The sequence below is a fragment of the Mesorhizobium escarrei genome, assembly GCF_935825525.1.
In the GTDB taxonomy this organism is placed as follows: Bacteria; Pseudomonadota; Alphaproteobacteria; order Rhizobiales; family Rhizobiaceae; genus Mesorhizobium; species Mesorhizobium escarrei.
This window is the reverse complement of sequence record NZ_CAKXZT010000124.1, coordinates 1-17,624: the sequence shown is the minus strand read 5'-3', so window position 1 is coordinate 17,624 and position 17,624 is coordinate 1. Positions and strand designations below refer to the sequence as shown.

Sequence of the window (17,624 nt, the reverse complement as noted above, 5' to 3'; positions counted from 1 at the left end):
TCCCTTGGCCAGCATGTCGCGTCAGGGCGTTGCGGTTGCGGCCTCGGCCATGAAGGCTGGATCGAAACGCAGCTTGACGTTGTTGGCGTCGCCCAGCGTGGATCCGTTGGGAAAACTCATGCCGACCACGTCGACGCTCGTTGCGTTGGTGCCAAGAATACCATGGCTGAACAAGAAGTTGCGGACCAGATCCATCGTCTTTGGCAATTCGGCGCCGTTGGTGAACTCGACCGCCTTGGCGGGATCATAGAACATTGCCGTCGAGGCAAGCTGCGCGTCGAAGCCGGCGAGGTCCGTGCCGGATGCCTTGGCCATCTCCTCCTTGGCTGCCTTGCCTTCGGGCGTGTCCGAAGTCATCAGGTCCATCACCTCGTACCACGCGCCGACAAGCGCCTTGCCCAAGGCCGGATTGTCCTTCAGCGTCTCGGTGTTGACGACCATCATGTCGATGATCTCGCCGGGAATCTGCGCGGAATCGAACACTTTGTGCGCACCCGGCATGGCAACGATCTCGGAAACCAGCGGGTTCCAGGTGACGACCGAGGTGACGTCGCTGGTGCCGTAGGCGGCGACGATGTCGGCGTCGGAGGTGTTGACGACGGTGATGTCCTTCTCGGCGAGATTGACCGTGTCCAGCGCCCGCGCCAGCAGGTAATGCGAGACGGAGAGCTCGACGAGATTGACCTTCTGGCCGGCAATGTCGGCGAGCGCTGTCTTGTCCTTGAGGATCACCGCATCATTGCCGTTGGAGAAGTCGCCGATGATCAAAGCGGTGGTGTCGACGCCGCCGCCGGCGGGGATCGACAGCGCGTCCATGTTGGTCATCGAGCAGCCGTCGAAGCCGCCGGCGGTATACTGGTTGATGCTTTCGACATAGTCGTTGATGCGGCTGATCTCGACATTGATGCCGTTTTTGTCGGCCCATTTCTTCATGATGCCGCTGTCGGAGAGATAGCCCCACGGCATCCAGCCGACATAGATCGACCAGCATATCTTGAAGTCTTTCTTGGGCGCCGCGTCGGCGGATGAAACGATGGGAAGGCCGAGTGATGCGGCTAGGATGATTGCGGCCAGCTTGCGAAGCATTGCGTACCCCTGTTCGCGATCCGGATTGCGACCGGACTTTATGTTGGGATTTACGGAGCGCGTATCCGGGAGAGGTTCGCGCCAGCAAACCCGTGCAGGGTTCTCCCGGGATTTTGGCCCGCCGTGTTCCGCCGGATGCCTCAGTGCATCCCTGGCGGTCGCATCTCTTGGACCAGCACCGCTGTGTTGCGGCCGGAACCCTAGACGCTCTGCACATCACCAACGAAGCAAGGAGCATGCCAAAGCCGAATTATGCCAAAAGGCCGGCATTTGTGGAGCTGTGCGGCTTCGAGCGTTCGCACGAGTGACGCGAAAATCATCGCATCGCCGACGGATTGGGCAGTTTTGCCGGATTGCAGCTAGCAAGACATCCCGGTCGAACCCGCCGGTTTCATCGGGTCAACCGCGGCAAAAACGGCGCTCGCCTCGCTGACGATGGAGACGTGATCCTTGGCTGCATGTCCTGCGGCGGCGCTGTCACCGCGCATGATTGCGGTAACGATGACGTTATGCTCCTGCCAGGATTTGGTCAGGCGGCCCGGCAGCATGAATTGCGCGCGCCGGAACGGCGCCAGCCGGCTGCGGGTCATGACGGTCAGTTCATAGATGTGCTTGCTGTGCGCGCCGCGATAGAGCCGGGTGTGGAACTCGGTATTGTAATACTCGTAGTCCTCCTCCGCACCCAGCTGCACGAGGCGCGCCGATGCCTGGTGCTCGATTTCGAGCGCGCGGCGTTCGCCGGCGGTCATGCGCTCGGCTGAGAACCGCGCGCAGATCGCTTCAAGCTCGGCCATGCTCTCGAACATCGAGGCAAGGTGCTCCTGCGTCACCACGGCGACGGTGGCGCCGCGGTTGGGCCGCCTTTCGACCAGCCCCATGGCGCTCAGCCGGCCAAGCGCCTCCCTGACGGGGGTGCGCGACACGTCGAAACGGGCAGCGAGCGAGGCCTCGTCGAGCTTTTCGCCGGGGCGCAGGAAGCCGGTGACGATCCGGTCGCCGATCGCCCTCACCATCTGATCGACGGTCGTGCCCGACCTGATCAAGCTGCGCTTCCTCGACATTCTCCTCCGTCCCAGTCGCTTGCAGAGTCGAGTGGCTCGCCGAAACTTTCGACTCGGACGCGTCCTCTATGCCTCAATTTTAATCTACCTGTCAAACTGACTAATCGAAAGGCAAAAAGTGTATGCAATTGCCTTTCGCTTGAGCACGGCAAATCGGCACGCTAACTGATTTAATTGGATAAATTCTAGCTTTTGAACTGGCACAGTGATTGCATGCACTTTTACGAGAAGGGAATTAATTGACCCGAAAAGGGTTCAACAGGGAGCATTCACATGACCGAGAGATTCATGCTTAGCCGCCGCGAGTTGCTCAAGACCTCCGCCGCCGGAGCGGCGCTCGGTCTGGCCTCGGCGTCATTCCCGATCAGCAGGGCGTTCGCCGCTGCCGTCACTGTCGGCTTCATCTATGTCGGACCGAAGGACGACTACGGCTACAACCAGGCGCATGCCGAGGGTGCCGCCACTTTGAAGGCCATCGAGGGCATCTCCGTTGTCGAGGAGGAAAACGTCCCCGAGACGGTCGATGTCCAGAAGTCGATGGAATCGATGATCAACCTCGACGGCGCCTCGCTGATCTTCCCGACCTCGTTCGGCTATTTCGATCCGCACATGCTGGCCATGTGCGCGAAATTCCCCGACATGCAGTTCCGCCATTGCGGCGGCATGTGGAACAAGGACAAGCATCCGATGAATGCCGGTTCCTATTTCGGCTATATCGGCATGGGCCAGTATCTCAACGGCGTCGCCGCCGGCCACGCCACCAAGACCAAGAAGATCGGCTTCGTAGCCGCAAAGCCGATTCCGCAGGTCCTGCTCAACATCAACTCCTTCCTGCTCGGCGCACGCTCGGTCGACCCGATCATCACCTGCCAGGTGATCTTCACCGGCGAATGGTCGCTGGCGGTCAAGGAGGCGGAAGCCACCAATGCACTGGTCGATCAGGGTGCCGACGTCATCACTTGCCATGTCGACAGCCCGAAAGTCGTGGTCGAAACGGCAGCGGGACGCGGCGCCTTCATCTGCGGCTACCATGCCAATCAGAGCCCGCTGGCGCCGGAACAATATCTCACCGGCGCGGAATGGAACTGGGCGAAGGTCTACAAGATGTTCGTCGACGACCTCGTGGCCGGCAAGCCGCTGCCCAATTTCACGCGCGGCGGACTGGCCGACGGCTTCGTCAAGATGAGCCCGCTCGGCCCCGCCGTCAGCGAGGCGGCGCGCGCGCAGTTCGACGGCACGCTCGCCGAAATGATGAAGGGCGGCTTTTCGGTGATCAAGGGGCCGTTGAAGAACAACAAGGGCGACGTCGTCGCAACCGAGGGCCAGACCTTCGTCGAGGCCGCGATCGAGCTGGAAAGCATGGACTATCTCGTCGAGGGTGTCGTCGGCTCGACCGCTTGAGCATGGATCGGAGACGGGGGCCATGGCAGACACCGTGAGCAGTGCGAGCGTGCCAGTGATGCCCGGCGCCCAGGGCTATCCGACGGCGCTCGAATGGATCGCCCGGCGGGCGGAAGCCTTCGTCATCCCGCTCGCGGCACTGATCGTCGGCATGGCTCTGTTCAGCCTGTTCATCGCGCTGGTCGGCAAGTCGCCCATGCAGCTCTATGAAACGATGTGGCGCGGCGGCTTCGGCTCGTGGTTCTCGATCCAGAACTCGCTGTCGCGGGCCGCACCCTTGCTGCTTGCGGCGCTCTGCGTGGCACTGCCGGCCCGGCTCGGCCTCGTCGTCATCGGTGGCGAAGGCGCGATCGTGCTGGGCGGTGTTGCCGCGGCTGCGATGGGCGTGGCCACCAGCGGCGCCCCCGCCTTTTTCGTTATTCTTGCCATGGGCGTGGCGGGCCTGACCGCCGGCGGCATCTGGATCGGTGCCGTCGGCGCGCTACGCCACTACCGTGCCGTCAACGAAACCATATCGAGCCTGTTGATGGCCTATATCGCCATCGCCCTGATGAACCATCTGGTGGAAGGACCGCTGCGCGATCCCGCCTCGCTCAACAAACCCTCGACCGAGCCGCTGGCTGAGGCCCACCGCATCGGCAATATTCCGGGCATGGACGTGCATTGGGGCCTGGTCGTTGGCGTCATCGCCTGCATTCTGTCCTGGCTGCTGATCGAAAAGACCCGCTGGGGGTTCGCCGCCCGCATCGCTGGCGGCAATGTCAGGGCAGCCCAGGTGCAGGGACTTGCCGTCGGGCCGCTGATCGTCGGTTTCACCGCGCTGGCCGGCGCCTTCGCCGGCCTTGCCGGCATGCTGGAAGTCGCCGCCGTGCAAGGCAGCGCCAACGCCTCGCTCGCCGCCGGCTATGGGTATACTGGTATCCTGGTCGCCTTCCTCGCCCGCCACAATCCGCTCGCCATCATCCCGGTCGCCTTCCTGCTTGGCGGGATCGACGCCTCCGGCGGGCTGATCCAGCGCCGCATGGATCTGCCCGACGCCACCGTGCTGGTGCTGCAAGGCATGCTCTTCGTTGTCATCCTGTTCAGCGAAACCTTGTACGGCCGCTTCAAGGCCTTCAATCCCGACCTCTGGCAGAGGGGCGATCTCGTGAAGAGGCCCGATCTCCTGAAGGGAACTGCCTGATGGACGCAACCGAGATCGGCCTCTGGGGCGTTCCGCTCGCCATGCTCGGCGGCGCCATCCGCGTGTCGACGCCCTTCATCTTCGTGTCGCTGGGCGAAGCCATCACCGAACGTTCGGGGCGCATCAATCTCGGTCTCGAAGGCACGCTGGTGTTCGGCGCGATGTCCGCCTATGCCGTGGCGGTGATGACCGGCTCGCCATGGCTCGGTCTGCTGGCCGCCGCCGCCGCCGGTTTTTGTTTCGGCCTGTTCCACGGCTGGATCTGCAAATTCCGTGGGGTTAACGACATTGCCATCGGCATTGCGCTGATGCTGTTCGGCTCGGGTCTCGCCTTCTTCTTCGGCAAACCGTTCATCCAGCCTTCGGCGCCCGACCTGCCAGCGATCCCCTTTGGCGGCTGGTCCAATGTTCCGCAGGTGCAGGCGGCGCTCAACATCAACGTGTTGTTCCTGATTGGCGCGGCACTTGCCGTGTTCCTGTGGTGGGCTTTCCGCAACACCCGCGCCGGCCTGATCCTGCGCGTGGTCGGCGACAGTTCCGACGCCGCGCGCGCCATGGGGCTCAACCCGAACACGGTGCGCCTCATCGCCACCGGTATCGGCGGCGCGCTGGCCGGCATCGGCGGCGCCTATCTGTCGCTCTACTATCCCGGCAGCTGGACCGAAGGCATTTCGTCGGGACAGGGGCTGATGGCGGTGGCGCTGGTCATCTTCGCGCGCTGGAACCCGCTCGGCTGCTTTGCCGCCGCGCTGCTGTTCGGCGGCGCCGGCGCGCTCGGGCCGGCGCTGCAATCGGTCGGCGTCACGCAAGGATACTACCTGTTCTACGCCGCACCTTATATTCTCACCCTCGTCATCATGATCGCCACTTCGTCGCCGAGCCGTTCGCTGGCTGGCGCGCCGGGCGAACTGTCGATCACCAGATGACGTTTCCAGACTGGAGTTTTGCTCAATGAACGCCAGAGCCGAGGTCACGCAGCGCTACATCGACGCCGACCCCTATCCATGGCCCTACAATGGCGAGCTTCGGCCCGACAACACGGCGCTGATCATCATCGACATGCAGACCGATTTCTGTGGTCCGGGCGGCTATGTCGACCATATGGGCTACGACCTGTCGCTGGTGCGGGCGCCGATCGAGCCGATCAGGTCGGTGCTGTCCGCCATGCGGGCGAAGGGCTACACCATCATTCATACGCGAGAGGGCCACCGGCCCGATCTCGCCGACCTGCCGGCCAACAAGCGCTGGCGCTCGCGCCGCATCAATGCCGGCATCGGCGACCCCGGACCCTGCGGGCGCATCCTGGTGCGCGGCGAGCCGGGCTGGGACATCATCCCCGACCTCTATCCGGCCGAAGGCGAGCCGATCATCGACAAGCCGGGAAAGGGCTCGTTCTGCGCCACCGACCTGGAATTGATCCTGAACCAGCGTGGCATCGAAAACATCGTGCTGACCGGCATCACCACCGATGTCTGCGTGCACACGACGATGCGCGAAGCCAACGACCGCGGCTTCGAATGCGTGATGCTGGAGGATTGCTGCGGGGCGACCGACTACGGCAACCATCTCGCTGCGATCAAGATGATCAAGATGCAAGGCGGCGTGTTCGGCGCGGTGTCGAACTCGGCGTCCTTCGTTGCCCAGTTGCCATGAGGTTCGACCATGAGTGACCGCGGCAAAAAAGCGCTTGGCGTCGAGACCATCGGCATGAGCATGCGCTTCGGCGCCTTCACCGCGCTGGACGACGTCTCGATCAAGGTGCCGGCGGGATCGTTTCATGCGTTGCTCGGCGAAAACGGCGCGGGCAAGTCGACGCTGGTCAAATGCATCATGGGTTTTTATCACCCGACCGCCGGCGACATTCTGATCGACGGCCGCGAGGTCGGGATCGCCAGTCCGAAGGATGCCTCGGCGCTCGGCCTCGGTATGGTCTACCAGCATTTTACGCTTGTCCCGTCACTGACGGGTGCAGAGAACCTGGTCATTTCGCGCGAAAAGGTGCCGCGGATTATCGACTGGCGCAACGAACGCGCCGCACTTGCCCAATTCATGGAGCGGATGCCGTTCAAGCTGCCGCTCGACGTCAAAGTGGCCGAACTCGCCGCCGGCGAGAAACAGAAGCTCGAGATCATCAAGCAGCTTTATCTCGGCCGCAGCTTTCTGGTGCTGGATGAGCCGACGTCGGTGCTGACCCCCGGCGAGGCGCAGGAAGTGCTGGGCCTCGTGCGCGGCATGACCAAGGCGGGCGACCTCACCGTGCTGATGATCTCGCACAAATTCCACGAGGTGACGGCTTTCGCCGATGACATCACGGTGCTGCGCAAGGGCAGATTGACCGGAACTGGGAAAGTATCGGAGCTGTCTCACAAGCAGATGGCGGCGATGATGATCGGTGACCAGCCGATCGCCGCGCTCGACAGCCGCGCTCCAGTGCCTGTCGGCGCCAGGCAAATCCTGACGGTGAAGGCATTGAAGGCGCCCGACCGCACCGGCCTGAAGACCATCAACATCGGCGAGCTCGATGTGAAATCCGGCGAGATCGTCGGTGTCGCCGGTATCTCCGGCAATGGCCAGAAGGAGTTTTTAGAAGTCCTGGCCGGGCAACGCACGCGTGATGCCGGCGACGTCCTGGTGAAGGGATCGCCCTACGGAGCCAGCCGCGCCGAGGCACGCACGCTCAATGTGCGCTTCATCCCGGAGGAACCGTTGCGCAATGCCTGCGCGCCGAGGATGACGGTTGCCGAAAACATGGCTTTCCGGACCTTCGACCTGAACGAGGCCGGCAAACCGATCAGCTGGATCAGGATGAGTGCCATTAGGGACTATGCGACGCGCCTGGTCGAGCAGTTCAAAGTCAAAACCGCCTCGCTCGCCTCACCGATCGCGTCGCTGTCCGGAGGCAATGTGCAGCGCGCGGTGCTCGCCCGCGAACTGACCGGCGAGGTCGATCTTCTCATCGTGTCCAATCCCTGCTTCGGCCTCGACTTCTCGGCCGTCGCCGAAATCCGCGCCCGCATCATGAAGGCGCGCAATGCCGGGGCGGCGGTGCTGCTGATGTCGGAAGATCTCGATGAGCTGCTTGAACTCTCGGACCGGATTTTCGTCATGTCCGACGGCTCGCTGGTCTATGAGACGCCGATCGCCCAGGCGAGCGTCCAGACGATCGGCGAGCATATGGCGGGACATCACTGATGGCGGAGATCGACGCGCTGCCGTTTCCGTTTGGCTGCAAGCCTGAGGCGATGGCGCTGGTCGTCATCGACATGCAGCGCGATTTCGCCGAGCCGGGCGGCTTCGGCGCCAGCCTCGGCAACGACGTCAGCCGGGTGGTGGCGATCGTGCCGACGGTGAAAAGGCTGATCGAGGGATTTCGCGCAGCCGGCCTGCCGGTCATCCACACGATGGAATGCCATCGGCCTGATCTCTCGGATCTGCCGCCAGCCAAGCGTAGTCGCGGCAATCCGTCGATCCGGATCGGCGACGTCGGCCCGATGGGCCGTGTGCTGATCGTCGGCGAGCCGGGAACGGCGATCCTCGATGAGCTTGCCCCGCTGCCCGGTGAAATCGTCATCGAAAAACCCGGCAAGGGCGCGTTCTACGCCACCAGCTTCGGTGAGGACCTTAAGCGGCTCGGCGTGCAGCAGCTCGTCTTTGCCGGCGTCACGACGGAAGTCTGCGTGCAGACGACGATGCGCGAGGCCAACGACCGCGGCTATGAATGCCTGCTGGCCGAGGATGCGACGGAGAGTTATTTTCCGGAGTTCAAGGCGGCCGCCCTGGCCATGATCAGGGCGCAGGGCGCGATCGTCGGCTGGACGGCGACAACGGACCAGGTGCTCAAGGGAATTGCCGATGCCTAACATTGCATACCCGGCTCTCATCCATGGGGGCTGGCGTGATCTGGCATTCGAGCATTTTCGCGACGGCGTCACGGTGCATTGGCTGCTCAAGGGCGGACCGGCCGAACCGTCCGCCGCCATCCTGAACTATCGGCCCGGCGCCGGCGTGCCGCGCCATCGCCATGCCGCACTGGAAACCATCGTGGTGCTGGAAGGCACCCAGAGCGACGAGAATGGCGACTATCTTGCCGGAAGCGTGATCCTGAACCCGGTCGGGACCGAGCATTCGGTATGGACGAAACACGGTTGCGTCGTGCTGATCCAGTGGAACTTGCCGGTGGTCATTCTGGACGAGACGAAATGAGCGACATCCGCTTCGATATCGGCAGCCTGCACGCGATCTATGCCTCCGGCATGTCGGCCGCTACCATTGTTGAAACCGTGTTTCAGCGCATAGCGAAAGCGGACGATCCAGGCATCTTCATCCATCTGGCGAGCAAGGGATACCTGCTCGCCGAAGCCGAGGCACTCGGCGGATTCGATCCCGTGGCAAAGCCGCTCTGGGGCGTGCCGTTCGCGGTCAAGGACAACATCGATGTTGCCGGCATGCCGACCACGGCCGGCTGCGCCGAATATGCCTACTTGCCGGCGAAAGACGCAACCGTCGTCGCGCGTCTGAGGGCGGCCGGGGCGCTGGTCGTCGGAAAGACCAATCTCGACCAATTCGCCACCGGCCTCGTCGGCGTACGCACGCCCTGGCCGATCCCGAAAAACACGATCGATCCGAAACTGGTGCCGGGCGGCTCCTCGTCCGGCTCGGCTGTGGCGACGGCGCGCGGCATCGTTTCTTTCGCGCTCGGCACTGATACTGCAGGCTCCGGCCGCATTCCCGCCGGCCTCAACAACATCGTCGGACTGAAGCCGACAGTCGGCGCGCTGTCGGCCGCCGGCGTCGTGCCGGCCTGCCGTACGCTCGACTGCGTCTCCGTCTTCGCACTCACCGTCGATGACGCCTACAGTGTCTTCAGGGCCGCGGCGGCAGAGGACGACGCCGATCCTTATTCGCGCGCTATCGCGGCGGCGCCGCTCGGTCCGCGCCCATCCGTGCTGTCTGTCGTCGTTCCGGCAAAGACGGACCGGGAATTTTTTGGCGACGCGGCCATGCAGGCGGGATTCGAAACGGCGCTGCGGACGCTGGAACAGCTCGGCTGCCGATTGATCGAAATCCCCTTCGGCGATTTCTACGCCACCGCCAACCTGCTCTACGAAGGCGCCTGGGTGGCCGAGCGCTATGCGGCGATCGCGGATTTCATGGACGTGAACGAGGCAGCCATGCATCCGGTGACGCGCCAGATCATCGGCGGGGCGCGAAAACTTTCCGCAGCGGATGCTTTCAAAGGCCTCTATGCGCTGCAGGCCTACAAGGCCAGGCTCGCGCCGGTCATAGCCTCGGTCGACCTCTTCTGCGTGCCGACGGCGCCGACGCACTATTCGCTGGAGGCTGTTTTGGCCGATCCGATCGTCACCAACAGCCGGCTCGGCACCTACACCAACTTCGTCAATCTGCTCGACATGTGTGGCATCGCCGTACCGACGGGCAAGCGCGACGACGATCTGCCGATGAGCGTCACCTTGCTTGCCGCCGCCGGCAAGGACGCCTTGACGGCGACACTGGCCAGAGAGCTCCATGCGGCCAGCGGTCTCGGCCTTGGCGCGACAGGCTGGGCGATGCCTGCTAGCGTCGCCAAAACGCCTGATTTCGATGACGGCATGATCGAGATCGTGGTCGTCGGCGCGCATCTGTCGGGGATGCCGCTCAACGGCCAGCTCTGTACGCTAGGCGGCCGAATGAGCAGGGCCGTCAAGACGGTAGCCTCCTATCAGCTCTACGCACTCGCCGGCCAATCCGTGCCGAAGCCGGGGCTCGTGCGTGTTGCCGATGGCAACGGTATGTCGATCGATGTCGAGGTTTGGCGGCTTTCAGCAGACGCGTTCGGACGCTTCGTGGCCGCGATCCCGCCGCCGCTCGGCATAGGCACGATCGAGCTCGATGACGGGACATCGGCCAAAGGCTTTCTGGTCGAAACCGCCGGGTTGTCACGAGCTATCGACATTTCGGCCTATGGCGGTTGGCGTAGCTTCATCGCAAAGGCCGGCGGAGAGCAACTGGAAAGCGTTCCGGCCGATTGAACGACCGGCCGTCGAGCCGGCAGCGTCAGCGCGACCTAAAATCGTAGCAGCGATGCGCGGCGAGCCAGCACGCCGAATGCCGTAAGCGATCCGTATGTGCGCGTGCTCCAAAGTTCCACTGTGATTTGACAGGCGTGGCCACACGCTTGCGGCCGCCGGAGAACTCGCGATGCGAACAGGCCGTGCAGTTGCCCCAACAGATTCCGTCGGGACTTATCAGGCCCGGAGATGCTTCGTGCTGTCGGGTTTTTCTTCACGCCGGACGCTGTCGAAGGCAGCGGCGATATTTTTCAGCCTGCTGCCAACCTGGGCGTTCGCAGGAGATCAGACCCCCAACTGGCGCCTGAACGCTCGAATCGTCGCCGTCGGGCTGCCCGACGTGGCCGGCGTGCGCGAGGTAGGGCGCTTTCATGTCGGCGGGCCGATACCGGGAAATCCGGAATTCCTCATGGCGACGCGCGAAGGGCGGGTGCTCGATCCGCTCAGGGTTCTGGTGGCCGTAGGCAGCAATTTCGGCGCACCAGCGGACGATCCAGCGCTTGAGGTCGGGGCGATCCTGTCCATCGATCCGCGCGCCGGCAAGTCGGGTGGCACCATTATCGTTCCGCAAGACCTCACCGGCAACGGCGGAGATGCGAGGGTTCAGCTCTACACGGCGCAGAGCGAACGGTTTCTCAACCGGCGATACAATGCCAGAGCTCGAACCGCGCGCCTCGCAGCCGCATCCGGACCGCGATACATTTCGATCAACAACGCCTTCGGCAGGCCCTGGATCGCTAACGCGCCGAACGGATTGGCTGGCGAGGGCAGCGTCACCGTCATCGACCCTGACGGTGCGCCGCTCGCCAACGCGCCAAGCCGCGAGGCCGGCGGCGTGTTCGCCGGCCGGCATACCGATCGCGAGCAGGCGCCGAAAGCACAGCCCAGCGGCTGGCTTAGCAAGCTGCTGAATTATCAGGCAAGCGGCCAGCTGACATCGGGCGGAATGCAGACGGGTGCGCTCGGAACGGCTTTTCTCGGTCCCTCGCCCGACGGCAGCGGCTTTGCCGTGTTCGCCGCGGTCACCGCCGATGGCGGCGTGGTTCAAATCCATGTCCAGGATGGTGTCGACGGCTTGGCCGGGCCAGGCACGGTAAGCACCGGCCAGGGCACGGTGAGCAAGGGCATCGGCGACGATCCCGGCGTCATCGGCGTCGCTTTCAAGTGGAACCCCGACCGCGCTCTCTACATCGTCGATCCGGGGCGTGACCGACTGGTGCTGCTTGAACTGGAGGACGACCGGCGGCATTTCACGGTCGCCAGGACCCGCACGATCTCGCTGCCGCAGTTCGACCGTCCGGTCGACGTCGCCGCCGCAATTCCCGAGATCGCCAATCCGCAATTCTCGAGCCACACGACGCTCGCCGGCGGGTCCGATCTGTTCGTCGCCAATCGCGGCGACGGTTCCTTGCTGCGGTTGAGCCAGGACGGCCGGCTTCTCGCCCGGGCGACGATCGAGATTCCAGGCCTTGGACGCCTCGGCCCCGATCGCCTTCGTGCGATCGCGACGTCGGCTGACGCGCAGCGGATCTGGATAACGATAGGCGGCGAGGCGCCGGGATTTCCGGGCCGCGAAGGCGCACTGATCGAGATCCCCACCTTCGGCGAGCACGGCACGGCGACGACGACGCAGGAGACGCAAGGCATACCAGCCGACGCCGATCTTGTGGCGCGCGGAAAACAAGTGTTTCAGACCGACTTCACGCCGCAGACCGGCCTCGGCCCATTGTTCAATGCGGCGTCCTGCGTGGCCTGCCATCCTGGCCCCGGCGGCGCGAGCATCGATGAAAACCACTTTGCGCGCAGGATAACCCACATGGATCCGGGCTCTGGGCGCACGCTGCCGATCGATCATCCCAACAGCCCGGTCGCCAGACGCCATGCCTTGCGTGATGGCGTGGCGATCGCGTCGGCGGCAATGCCAGGCCAGGCCAACGTGGTTTCGCTGCGCATGCCGCTCGCTCTCTACGGTATCGCCGGGATCGACGAGATACCCGACAGCGTCATTGAAGCGCAGGCGATCAGCAAGGGCGACGGGATCAAAGGCCGCGCGCATCATGTCGTCGACGCCCAAGGCGCATCGCGGGTCGGCCGATATGGCTGGAAGGCTGATATAGCCACCCTCGAAGATATGGTGGCGAACGCTTTCGCAAACGAACTCGGCATCACCAGCGCGACTGTCAGCCGCGAGGCGGGCGCGCAGCCGATCGAGCAGAGTTCCGCACAGATCGAGGCGGTTGCTTCCTATCTGCGAGCGCTCCGCCTGCCCGATGGGGCAAAGCCATGAGCCTCGTCCTGACGCTCTCCCATGCGCCGGAAAAAATGCGCCCGGTCTTGCCTGGCGTCATCGTTGCTGCGGCACTCGCCCTTGCCGCCGGCTGGATCGCCGGCGGACTGGGCGAGCCGCTGTCGCGCAACCCGGTCCTGGTCGCCATGCTCTTCGGGCTGCTGATCGGCAGCAGCTTCGCCTGTCCGGACGCCTTGCGCCCGGGGCTAGACTTCACCAAGCGCTATCTGTTACGGCTCGCCGTGGTGCTGGTCGGCTTCCGTATCACGACTCGGCTGTTCCTGGATCTGGGGTTCATGCCGCTCGCAGTGGCGGCCATCGAGCTGATCCTGGTGCTGACGCTGCTCTACGCCATCGCGCGCAAGCTGTTCAGGCTCGACGCCGAGATCGCGCTGCTTGTCGCGGTCGGCAGCGCCGTCTGCGGCGCCGCGGCGATCCTCTCAATGGCCGCGCTGGTGCGTGCACGCGACCAGAGCGCCGGCATCGCCATCGCCTTGATCACGCTGAGCGGCACGGTGGCGTTGCTCGCCTATCCGGTCATGTTCCTGGGCGGTTGGCTGCCGCATCTCGACGACCGCCTCTATGGCGTGTTCGTCGGGGCGAGCATTTTCGAGCTGGCGCAGGTCTACGGCGCCTCCTTCGCCATTTCCGACGACGCGCTGAACACCGCCACGCTGGTCAAGCTCAGCAAAGTGCTGATGCTCGTCCCGCTTCTGCTGGCCGCCAGCCTGGTGTTTCGCAGCCGCAACAAGGCGCAAGAGGCCGCGCCGATCCCGTTCCCGTGGTTCATCGTCGCGTTCATCGGCGTGGTGATGCTCAATTCGGAGATCACCCTCAATCCGCAACTGCGCCGCGTCATCCTCGATGCCGACCAGTTCCTGTTCCTGATGGTGATGATTGCGCTCGGCATCACCACCCGGGTCGGCCGGCTCGGAGAGGCCGGCGGCGCCTGGCGCCTGATCGGCGTCGGTTTCGTCGGGGTGGCTCTGTCGGCGGCCTTGGCCTATGCTGCGCTGATCCCGTTCTCGGCGACCTTCCTGGCCGCATCACCCTCATCGAGCCAAAGCGCAATGCTTGGCAGCCCTGGCGGACGGGTTTTCGCCTCGGTCGGCTGCGCCAAATGCCATGTGCCGGCGCTGGAGGGCATCGACGGCGAAGTCGAGCTGTACTCCGACCTTTTGCTGCACGACATGGGGCCGGCGCTCGACGATAAGATCGTCCAGGGCGATGCCATCGGCGCCGAATGGCGGACCGCGCCGCTCGTCGGCATCCGCCTGCGCCACCGCTACCTGCACGACGGCCGCGCGACCACGCTGCGTGATGCCGTCTTCGCCCATGGCGGCACGGCGCGGATCGTGCGCGACCGCTTCTTCGACCTGGACGAGACCGATCGCCAGGCGCTCCTCGATTTCGTGGCGAAGCTATGATGCGGCCTCGTCACGCCACCAGCGTTTTTGATCGGCCGAACTGCCATGTATGAAGTTGTCATCGCAAATCTGAACCATCTCGACGGACCCGACCTGCTGGCGCCGCTCATCAGCGACGTGTTTTGCGGAAACATAGCGCTCGTGTCCTCGTTTGGCGCGGAATCCGCGGTGCTGCTGCACATGGCGGCCTCGATCGACCGTTCGCTCCCCGTCATCACGCTCGACACCGGAAAGCTGTTTTCGGAAACGATCGCCTATCGCACGCAGCTTACGGCTCTGCTCGGCCTCACCGATCTGCGCGTCGTCACGCCTCAAACGGATGTCTTGCGGGCGCTCGACGGCGCTGGATCGCTGCACCGCCGCGATCCGGACCGGTGCTGCCAGATCCGCAAGGTTCTGCCGCTCGAAAATACGCTGACTGGCTTCAAGGCCTGGATTTCCGGTCGCAAGCGATATCATGGCGGGCTTCGCGCGGATGTTGCGACGCTCGAGGAAACTGACGGACGCCTGAAGATCGATCCGCTTGCCCGCTTCACCCGCCAACAGATCGAGGCCTATCTCGATCGCTATGATCTTCCCCGGCATCCGCTCCTCGAAAAAGGCTACCTCTCGATCGGCTGCGCGCCGTGCACGGTCGCGTGCGGCAGCGCGGACAATCCGCGCGCCGGCCGCTGGAGCGGACTGTCGAAGATGGAGTGCGGGATTCACCGGTCGCCCATTGCCACTCGCAATTCGGCCGCGTCTGCTGCCTGATTTCGAGGGTCGCGCAGGCATCCAGTCGACGCTTGCACTCGGCCGTTGCCGCTTCATCTGCAAAGCCCCTACGAATTGTCGCACGATTGCGCTACCCTAAGGTCAATCTGGGCGGCGGGACGGTCATCACGGCACGACCCGACGCTCGATATTGGTCGAGCGGGAGCCCCGATGACCGCCCTAGACGCCATTGACGCCGATGCGAGGCGCCCGCTCTCGGGCACAGGCCGGATCGCCAAGCTGGCGGCGCCGCGCAGCGCCAGGATATTGAGGCGGAACCGCGTTCTCGAAGCGATCGGTCTGAAATCGCATTCGAGCGTATGCTGGGTGGCCGCGCCGGCCGGCTACGGCAAGACGACGGCGGTCATCGACTACCTCGAAAGCGTCGCGGCACCGCATGTGTGGTTCCGCATCGACGAGGGCGACCAGGATATCGCGCGCTTCTTTCAATATCTGGCGCAGTCACTCGCCTCGCCCGCGGCTGGGAACATGCCGGTCTTCGGCGTCGAATATGCCGAGCAGCCGAAGGAGTTCGCCAGGCGCTTCTTCAGAGCCTATTTCGCGCGGTTGAAGCCCGGCACCATTCTGGTCCTCGACGATTTGCACGACGCCGACACGCCCGAATTCCGGGCGGTGCTTTCCGTGATGTTCCGTGAACTTCCTGACACGGTCCGCTGCATCTGCGTCTCGCGCACGCTGCCCCACGACGAACTGGGCGACCTCGTCCTCAAGGGCCAAATGGCCATCGTCGACCGATCGGCGCTCGAATTCTCGGTCGAGGAAGCGCGCGATCTCGTGCAACTTCGTTCGAGGAGCGCCGCCGTGCCGTTCGATGTCGCAGCAGCGCGCGGCTGGGCGATTGGACTGGTTCTTCTCGCGGACCACGGCTCGGCGGTCGGACCTGACGACACGGTTTTCGGCGGACCGAATGCACTGTCGGATGTTCTCGGCCGCCATTTTTTCCTTTCCCTCCCTGCCGCCGACCAGGAAATGCTGCTGAAACTCAATCTGCTGCCCGAGATCAGCGCCGAGCTGGCGGACGTGATGATCGGGTCGGACGAAGCGGGCAAGCTGCTCGACAGGCTCTACCAGCGGCAATTGCTGGTCACGCGAACGGAAAACAGCCGCGACGTTTTCCACCTGCATGACCTCTTGCGGGACTTCCTCGACCGACGCTTCGCACAGCGTGTGACGGCAGAAGAGCAGAAGTCGCTCAAACAAAGGGCGACAAGGGTGCTCGCCGACGCCGGTCGCTATGACGAAGCCATACATCTCGCCTTGCAGGCAGAGGACTGGGACCAAGCGAGCGGGCTCATGCTGAGCCGGGCGGAGGCCGTGCTGGCGCAGGGACATCGAACGACCTTCATCGAATGGTGCGGCCGGTTGCCGGAAGCGTTCATGAACGGCTGGCATTTCTATTGGCTGGGCGTGGCCCACATGCCGAACGACGCCGCGGCAGAGCACTGGCTGTCGAAGGCATGGCATGCCTTTGGCGAGGCCGACGATCAGCGCGGACTTTGTCTTACGGTGTCGCGCGCGGTTCTGGTCAAGACGGACAGTTGGCGCACCTATGAGGGTCTTTCGGCCTGGACCCGCCGGGCGTTCGAAATCATCGAGCGCGGCCTGCCGGAACTGCCTTCCGAGGAAGCGATGCTGGTGCGCATCGGCATGGTTCGGGCGCTGAACTTCGGCGACGACTACTACCGCAACAGCCCGGCCGGGCAGGCGCTGGAAACGGAACTGCTGGAGCGGCTGACCCGGAATCCCGAGCACGACCCAAGCGGCTTGCGGCTGCTTGCCAGCGAAACGCTGATCGAGCATTCGGTATCGATCATGCGGGCGGATCTGTTCACGAAGGCGGTCGACAGCATTGTCGAGGATTTGAGCGACAAGGATGTGCTGCCTTGGGTCCTCGGCATGTGGCTGGTCGAGTTTGGCGCTAAGAGTGGCCGTTACTTCCCGTATAAGAGACGGGGTTTTCCCTATTCGTCGGCCGAGGCGGCGTTGCGGGAGGCGATCGCCATCGGTGAGCGCGAGTCGCTCAAGGGCGTGGAATTCGGGGGGCTCTACCATTTGCAAATGCAGATGAAGTTCCGAAACGACTTTGCCGAGCTCGACCAGGTGGTCGAGCGCCTGGCCGAGATCGCCGACAGCCGTTTCAGCACACAGGTCGCCATCGTCGCCAATTGCTATGCCGCGCTTCATGCCAGGCAAGGCGATTTCGCGGCCGCCTATGAGGATTGCGAGCGCTTCATGGCGGCGAGCGAGGCCGCCAACGAGCCGATGGTCGAGCGCTGGGCGCACCACGTCACGAAGTTCCAGGTGCTGCTCGCCGACAGGAAGCCGCGCGAAGCCGCC

14 protein-coding genes and 1 riboswitch are annotated in these 17,624 nt (G+C 64.0%); of the genes, 12 read left to right on the top strand and 2 right to left on the bottom strand.

The window, feature by feature from the left end; all coding sequences use genetic code 11:
* Positions 1-21 precede the first annotated feature (21 nt).
* Complete coding sequence (locus NMG80_RS14470; RefSeq protein WP_254018716.1) at positions 22-1,086, bottom strand: putative urea ABC transporter substrate-binding protein; 1,065 nt, start codon at positions 1,084-1,086, stop codon at positions 22-24.
* A gap of 100 nt (positions 1,087-1,186) precedes the next feature.
* Positions 1,187-1,301, bottom strand: a riboswitch (guanidine-I (ykkC/yxkD leader).
* Positions 1,302-1,445: 144 nt separating this feature from the next.
* Complete coding sequence (locus NMG80_RS14465; protein WP_254018715.1) at positions 1,446-2,147, bottom strand: GntR family transcriptional regulator; 702 nt, start codon at positions 2,145-2,147, stop codon at positions 1,446-1,448.
* Between the two features lie 273 nt (positions 2,148-2,420).
* On the opposite strand from NMG80_RS14465, the gene NMG80_RS14460 reads away from it, so the two are divergent.
* The 12 genes from NMG80_RS14460 to NMG80_RS14405 all read left to right on the top strand — a co-directional run.
* Complete coding sequence (locus tag NMG80_RS14460; protein WP_254018714.1) at positions 2,421-3,548, top strand: BMP family ABC transporter substrate-binding protein; 1,128 nt, start codon at positions 2,421-2,423, stop codon at positions 3,546-3,548.
* Between the two features lie 58 nt (positions 3,549-3,606).
* Positions 3,607-4,731, top strand: coding sequence for an ABC transporter permease (locus NMG80_RS14455; RefSeq protein ID WP_254018922.1), 1,125 nt, complete (start codon positions 3,607-3,609; stop codon positions 4,729-4,731).
* Complete coding sequence (locus NMG80_RS14450; RefSeq protein WP_254018713.1) at positions 4,731-5,657, top strand: ABC transporter permease; 927 nt, start codon at positions 4,731-4,733, stop codon at positions 5,655-5,657. The genes NMG80_RS14455 and NMG80_RS14450 overlap by 1 nt, the downstream gene beginning before the upstream one ends.
* 25 nt (positions 5,658-5,682) lie before the next feature.
* Positions 5,683-6,384 carry a biuret amidohydrolase gene (biuH, locus tag NMG80_RS14445; RefSeq protein WP_123146849.1) on the top strand — a complete coding sequence of 234 codons (702 nt, stop codon included), beginning with the start codon at positions 5,683-5,685 and terminating at the stop codon, positions 6,382-6,384.
* A 9-nt stretch (positions 6,385-6,393) separates the two neighbouring features.
* Positions 6,394-7,923: an ABC transporter ATP-binding protein gene (locus NMG80_RS14440; RefSeq protein ID WP_254018712.1), complete on the top strand. Its 1,530-nt coding sequence runs from the start codon at positions 6,394-6,396 to the stop codon at positions 7,921-7,923.
* Positions 7,923-8,591 carry a cysteine hydrolase family protein gene (locus NMG80_RS14435; RefSeq protein WP_254018711.1) on the top strand — a complete coding sequence of 223 codons (669 nt, stop codon included), beginning with the start codon at positions 7,923-7,925 and terminating at the stop codon, positions 8,589-8,591. The genes NMG80_RS14440 and NMG80_RS14435 overlap by 1 nt, the downstream gene beginning before the upstream one ends.
* The gene (locus NMG80_RS14430) at positions 8,584-8,934 is read left to right on the top strand and encodes a cupin domain-containing protein (RefSeq protein ID WP_254018710.1); all 351 of its coding nucleotides are present in this window, start codon (positions 8,584-8,586) and stop codon (positions 8,932-8,934) included. The genes NMG80_RS14435 and NMG80_RS14430 overlap by 8 nt, the downstream gene beginning before the upstream one ends.
* The gene (atzF, locus tag NMG80_RS14425) at positions 8,931-10,760 is read left to right on the top strand and encodes an allophanate hydrolase (RefSeq protein WP_254018709.1); all 1,830 of its coding nucleotides are present in this window, start codon (positions 8,931-8,933) and stop codon (positions 10,758-10,760) included. The genes NMG80_RS14430 and atzF overlap by 4 nt, the downstream gene beginning before the upstream one ends.
* 235 nt (positions 10,761-10,995) lie before the next feature.
* Positions 10,996-13,086 (top strand): di-heme oxidoredictase family protein, encoded by a 2,091-nt coding sequence (locus NMG80_RS14420; RefSeq protein ID WP_254018708.1) that lies wholly within the window; start codon positions 10,996-10,998, stop codon positions 13,084-13,086.
* Positions 13,083-14,513: a putative sulfate exporter family transporter gene (locus tag NMG80_RS14415; protein WP_254018707.1), complete on the top strand. Its 1,431-nt coding sequence runs from the start codon at positions 13,083-13,085 to the stop codon at positions 14,511-14,513. Before NMG80_RS14420 ends, NMG80_RS14415 begins: the two co-directional genes overlap by 4 nt.
* A 45-nt stretch (positions 14,514-14,558) precedes the next feature.
* A complete protein-coding gene (locus tag NMG80_RS14410) occupies positions 14,559-15,266 on the top strand; it encodes a phosphoadenylyl-sulfate reductase (protein WP_254018706.1) in 708 nt (235 codons plus the stop codon).
* Positions 15,267-15,437: 171 nt separating this feature from the next.
* The coding region (locus tag NMG80_RS14405; RefSeq protein WP_254018705.1) for a winged helix-turn-helix domain-containing protein at positions 15,438-17,624 on the top strand (2,187 nt) is incomplete at its 3' end.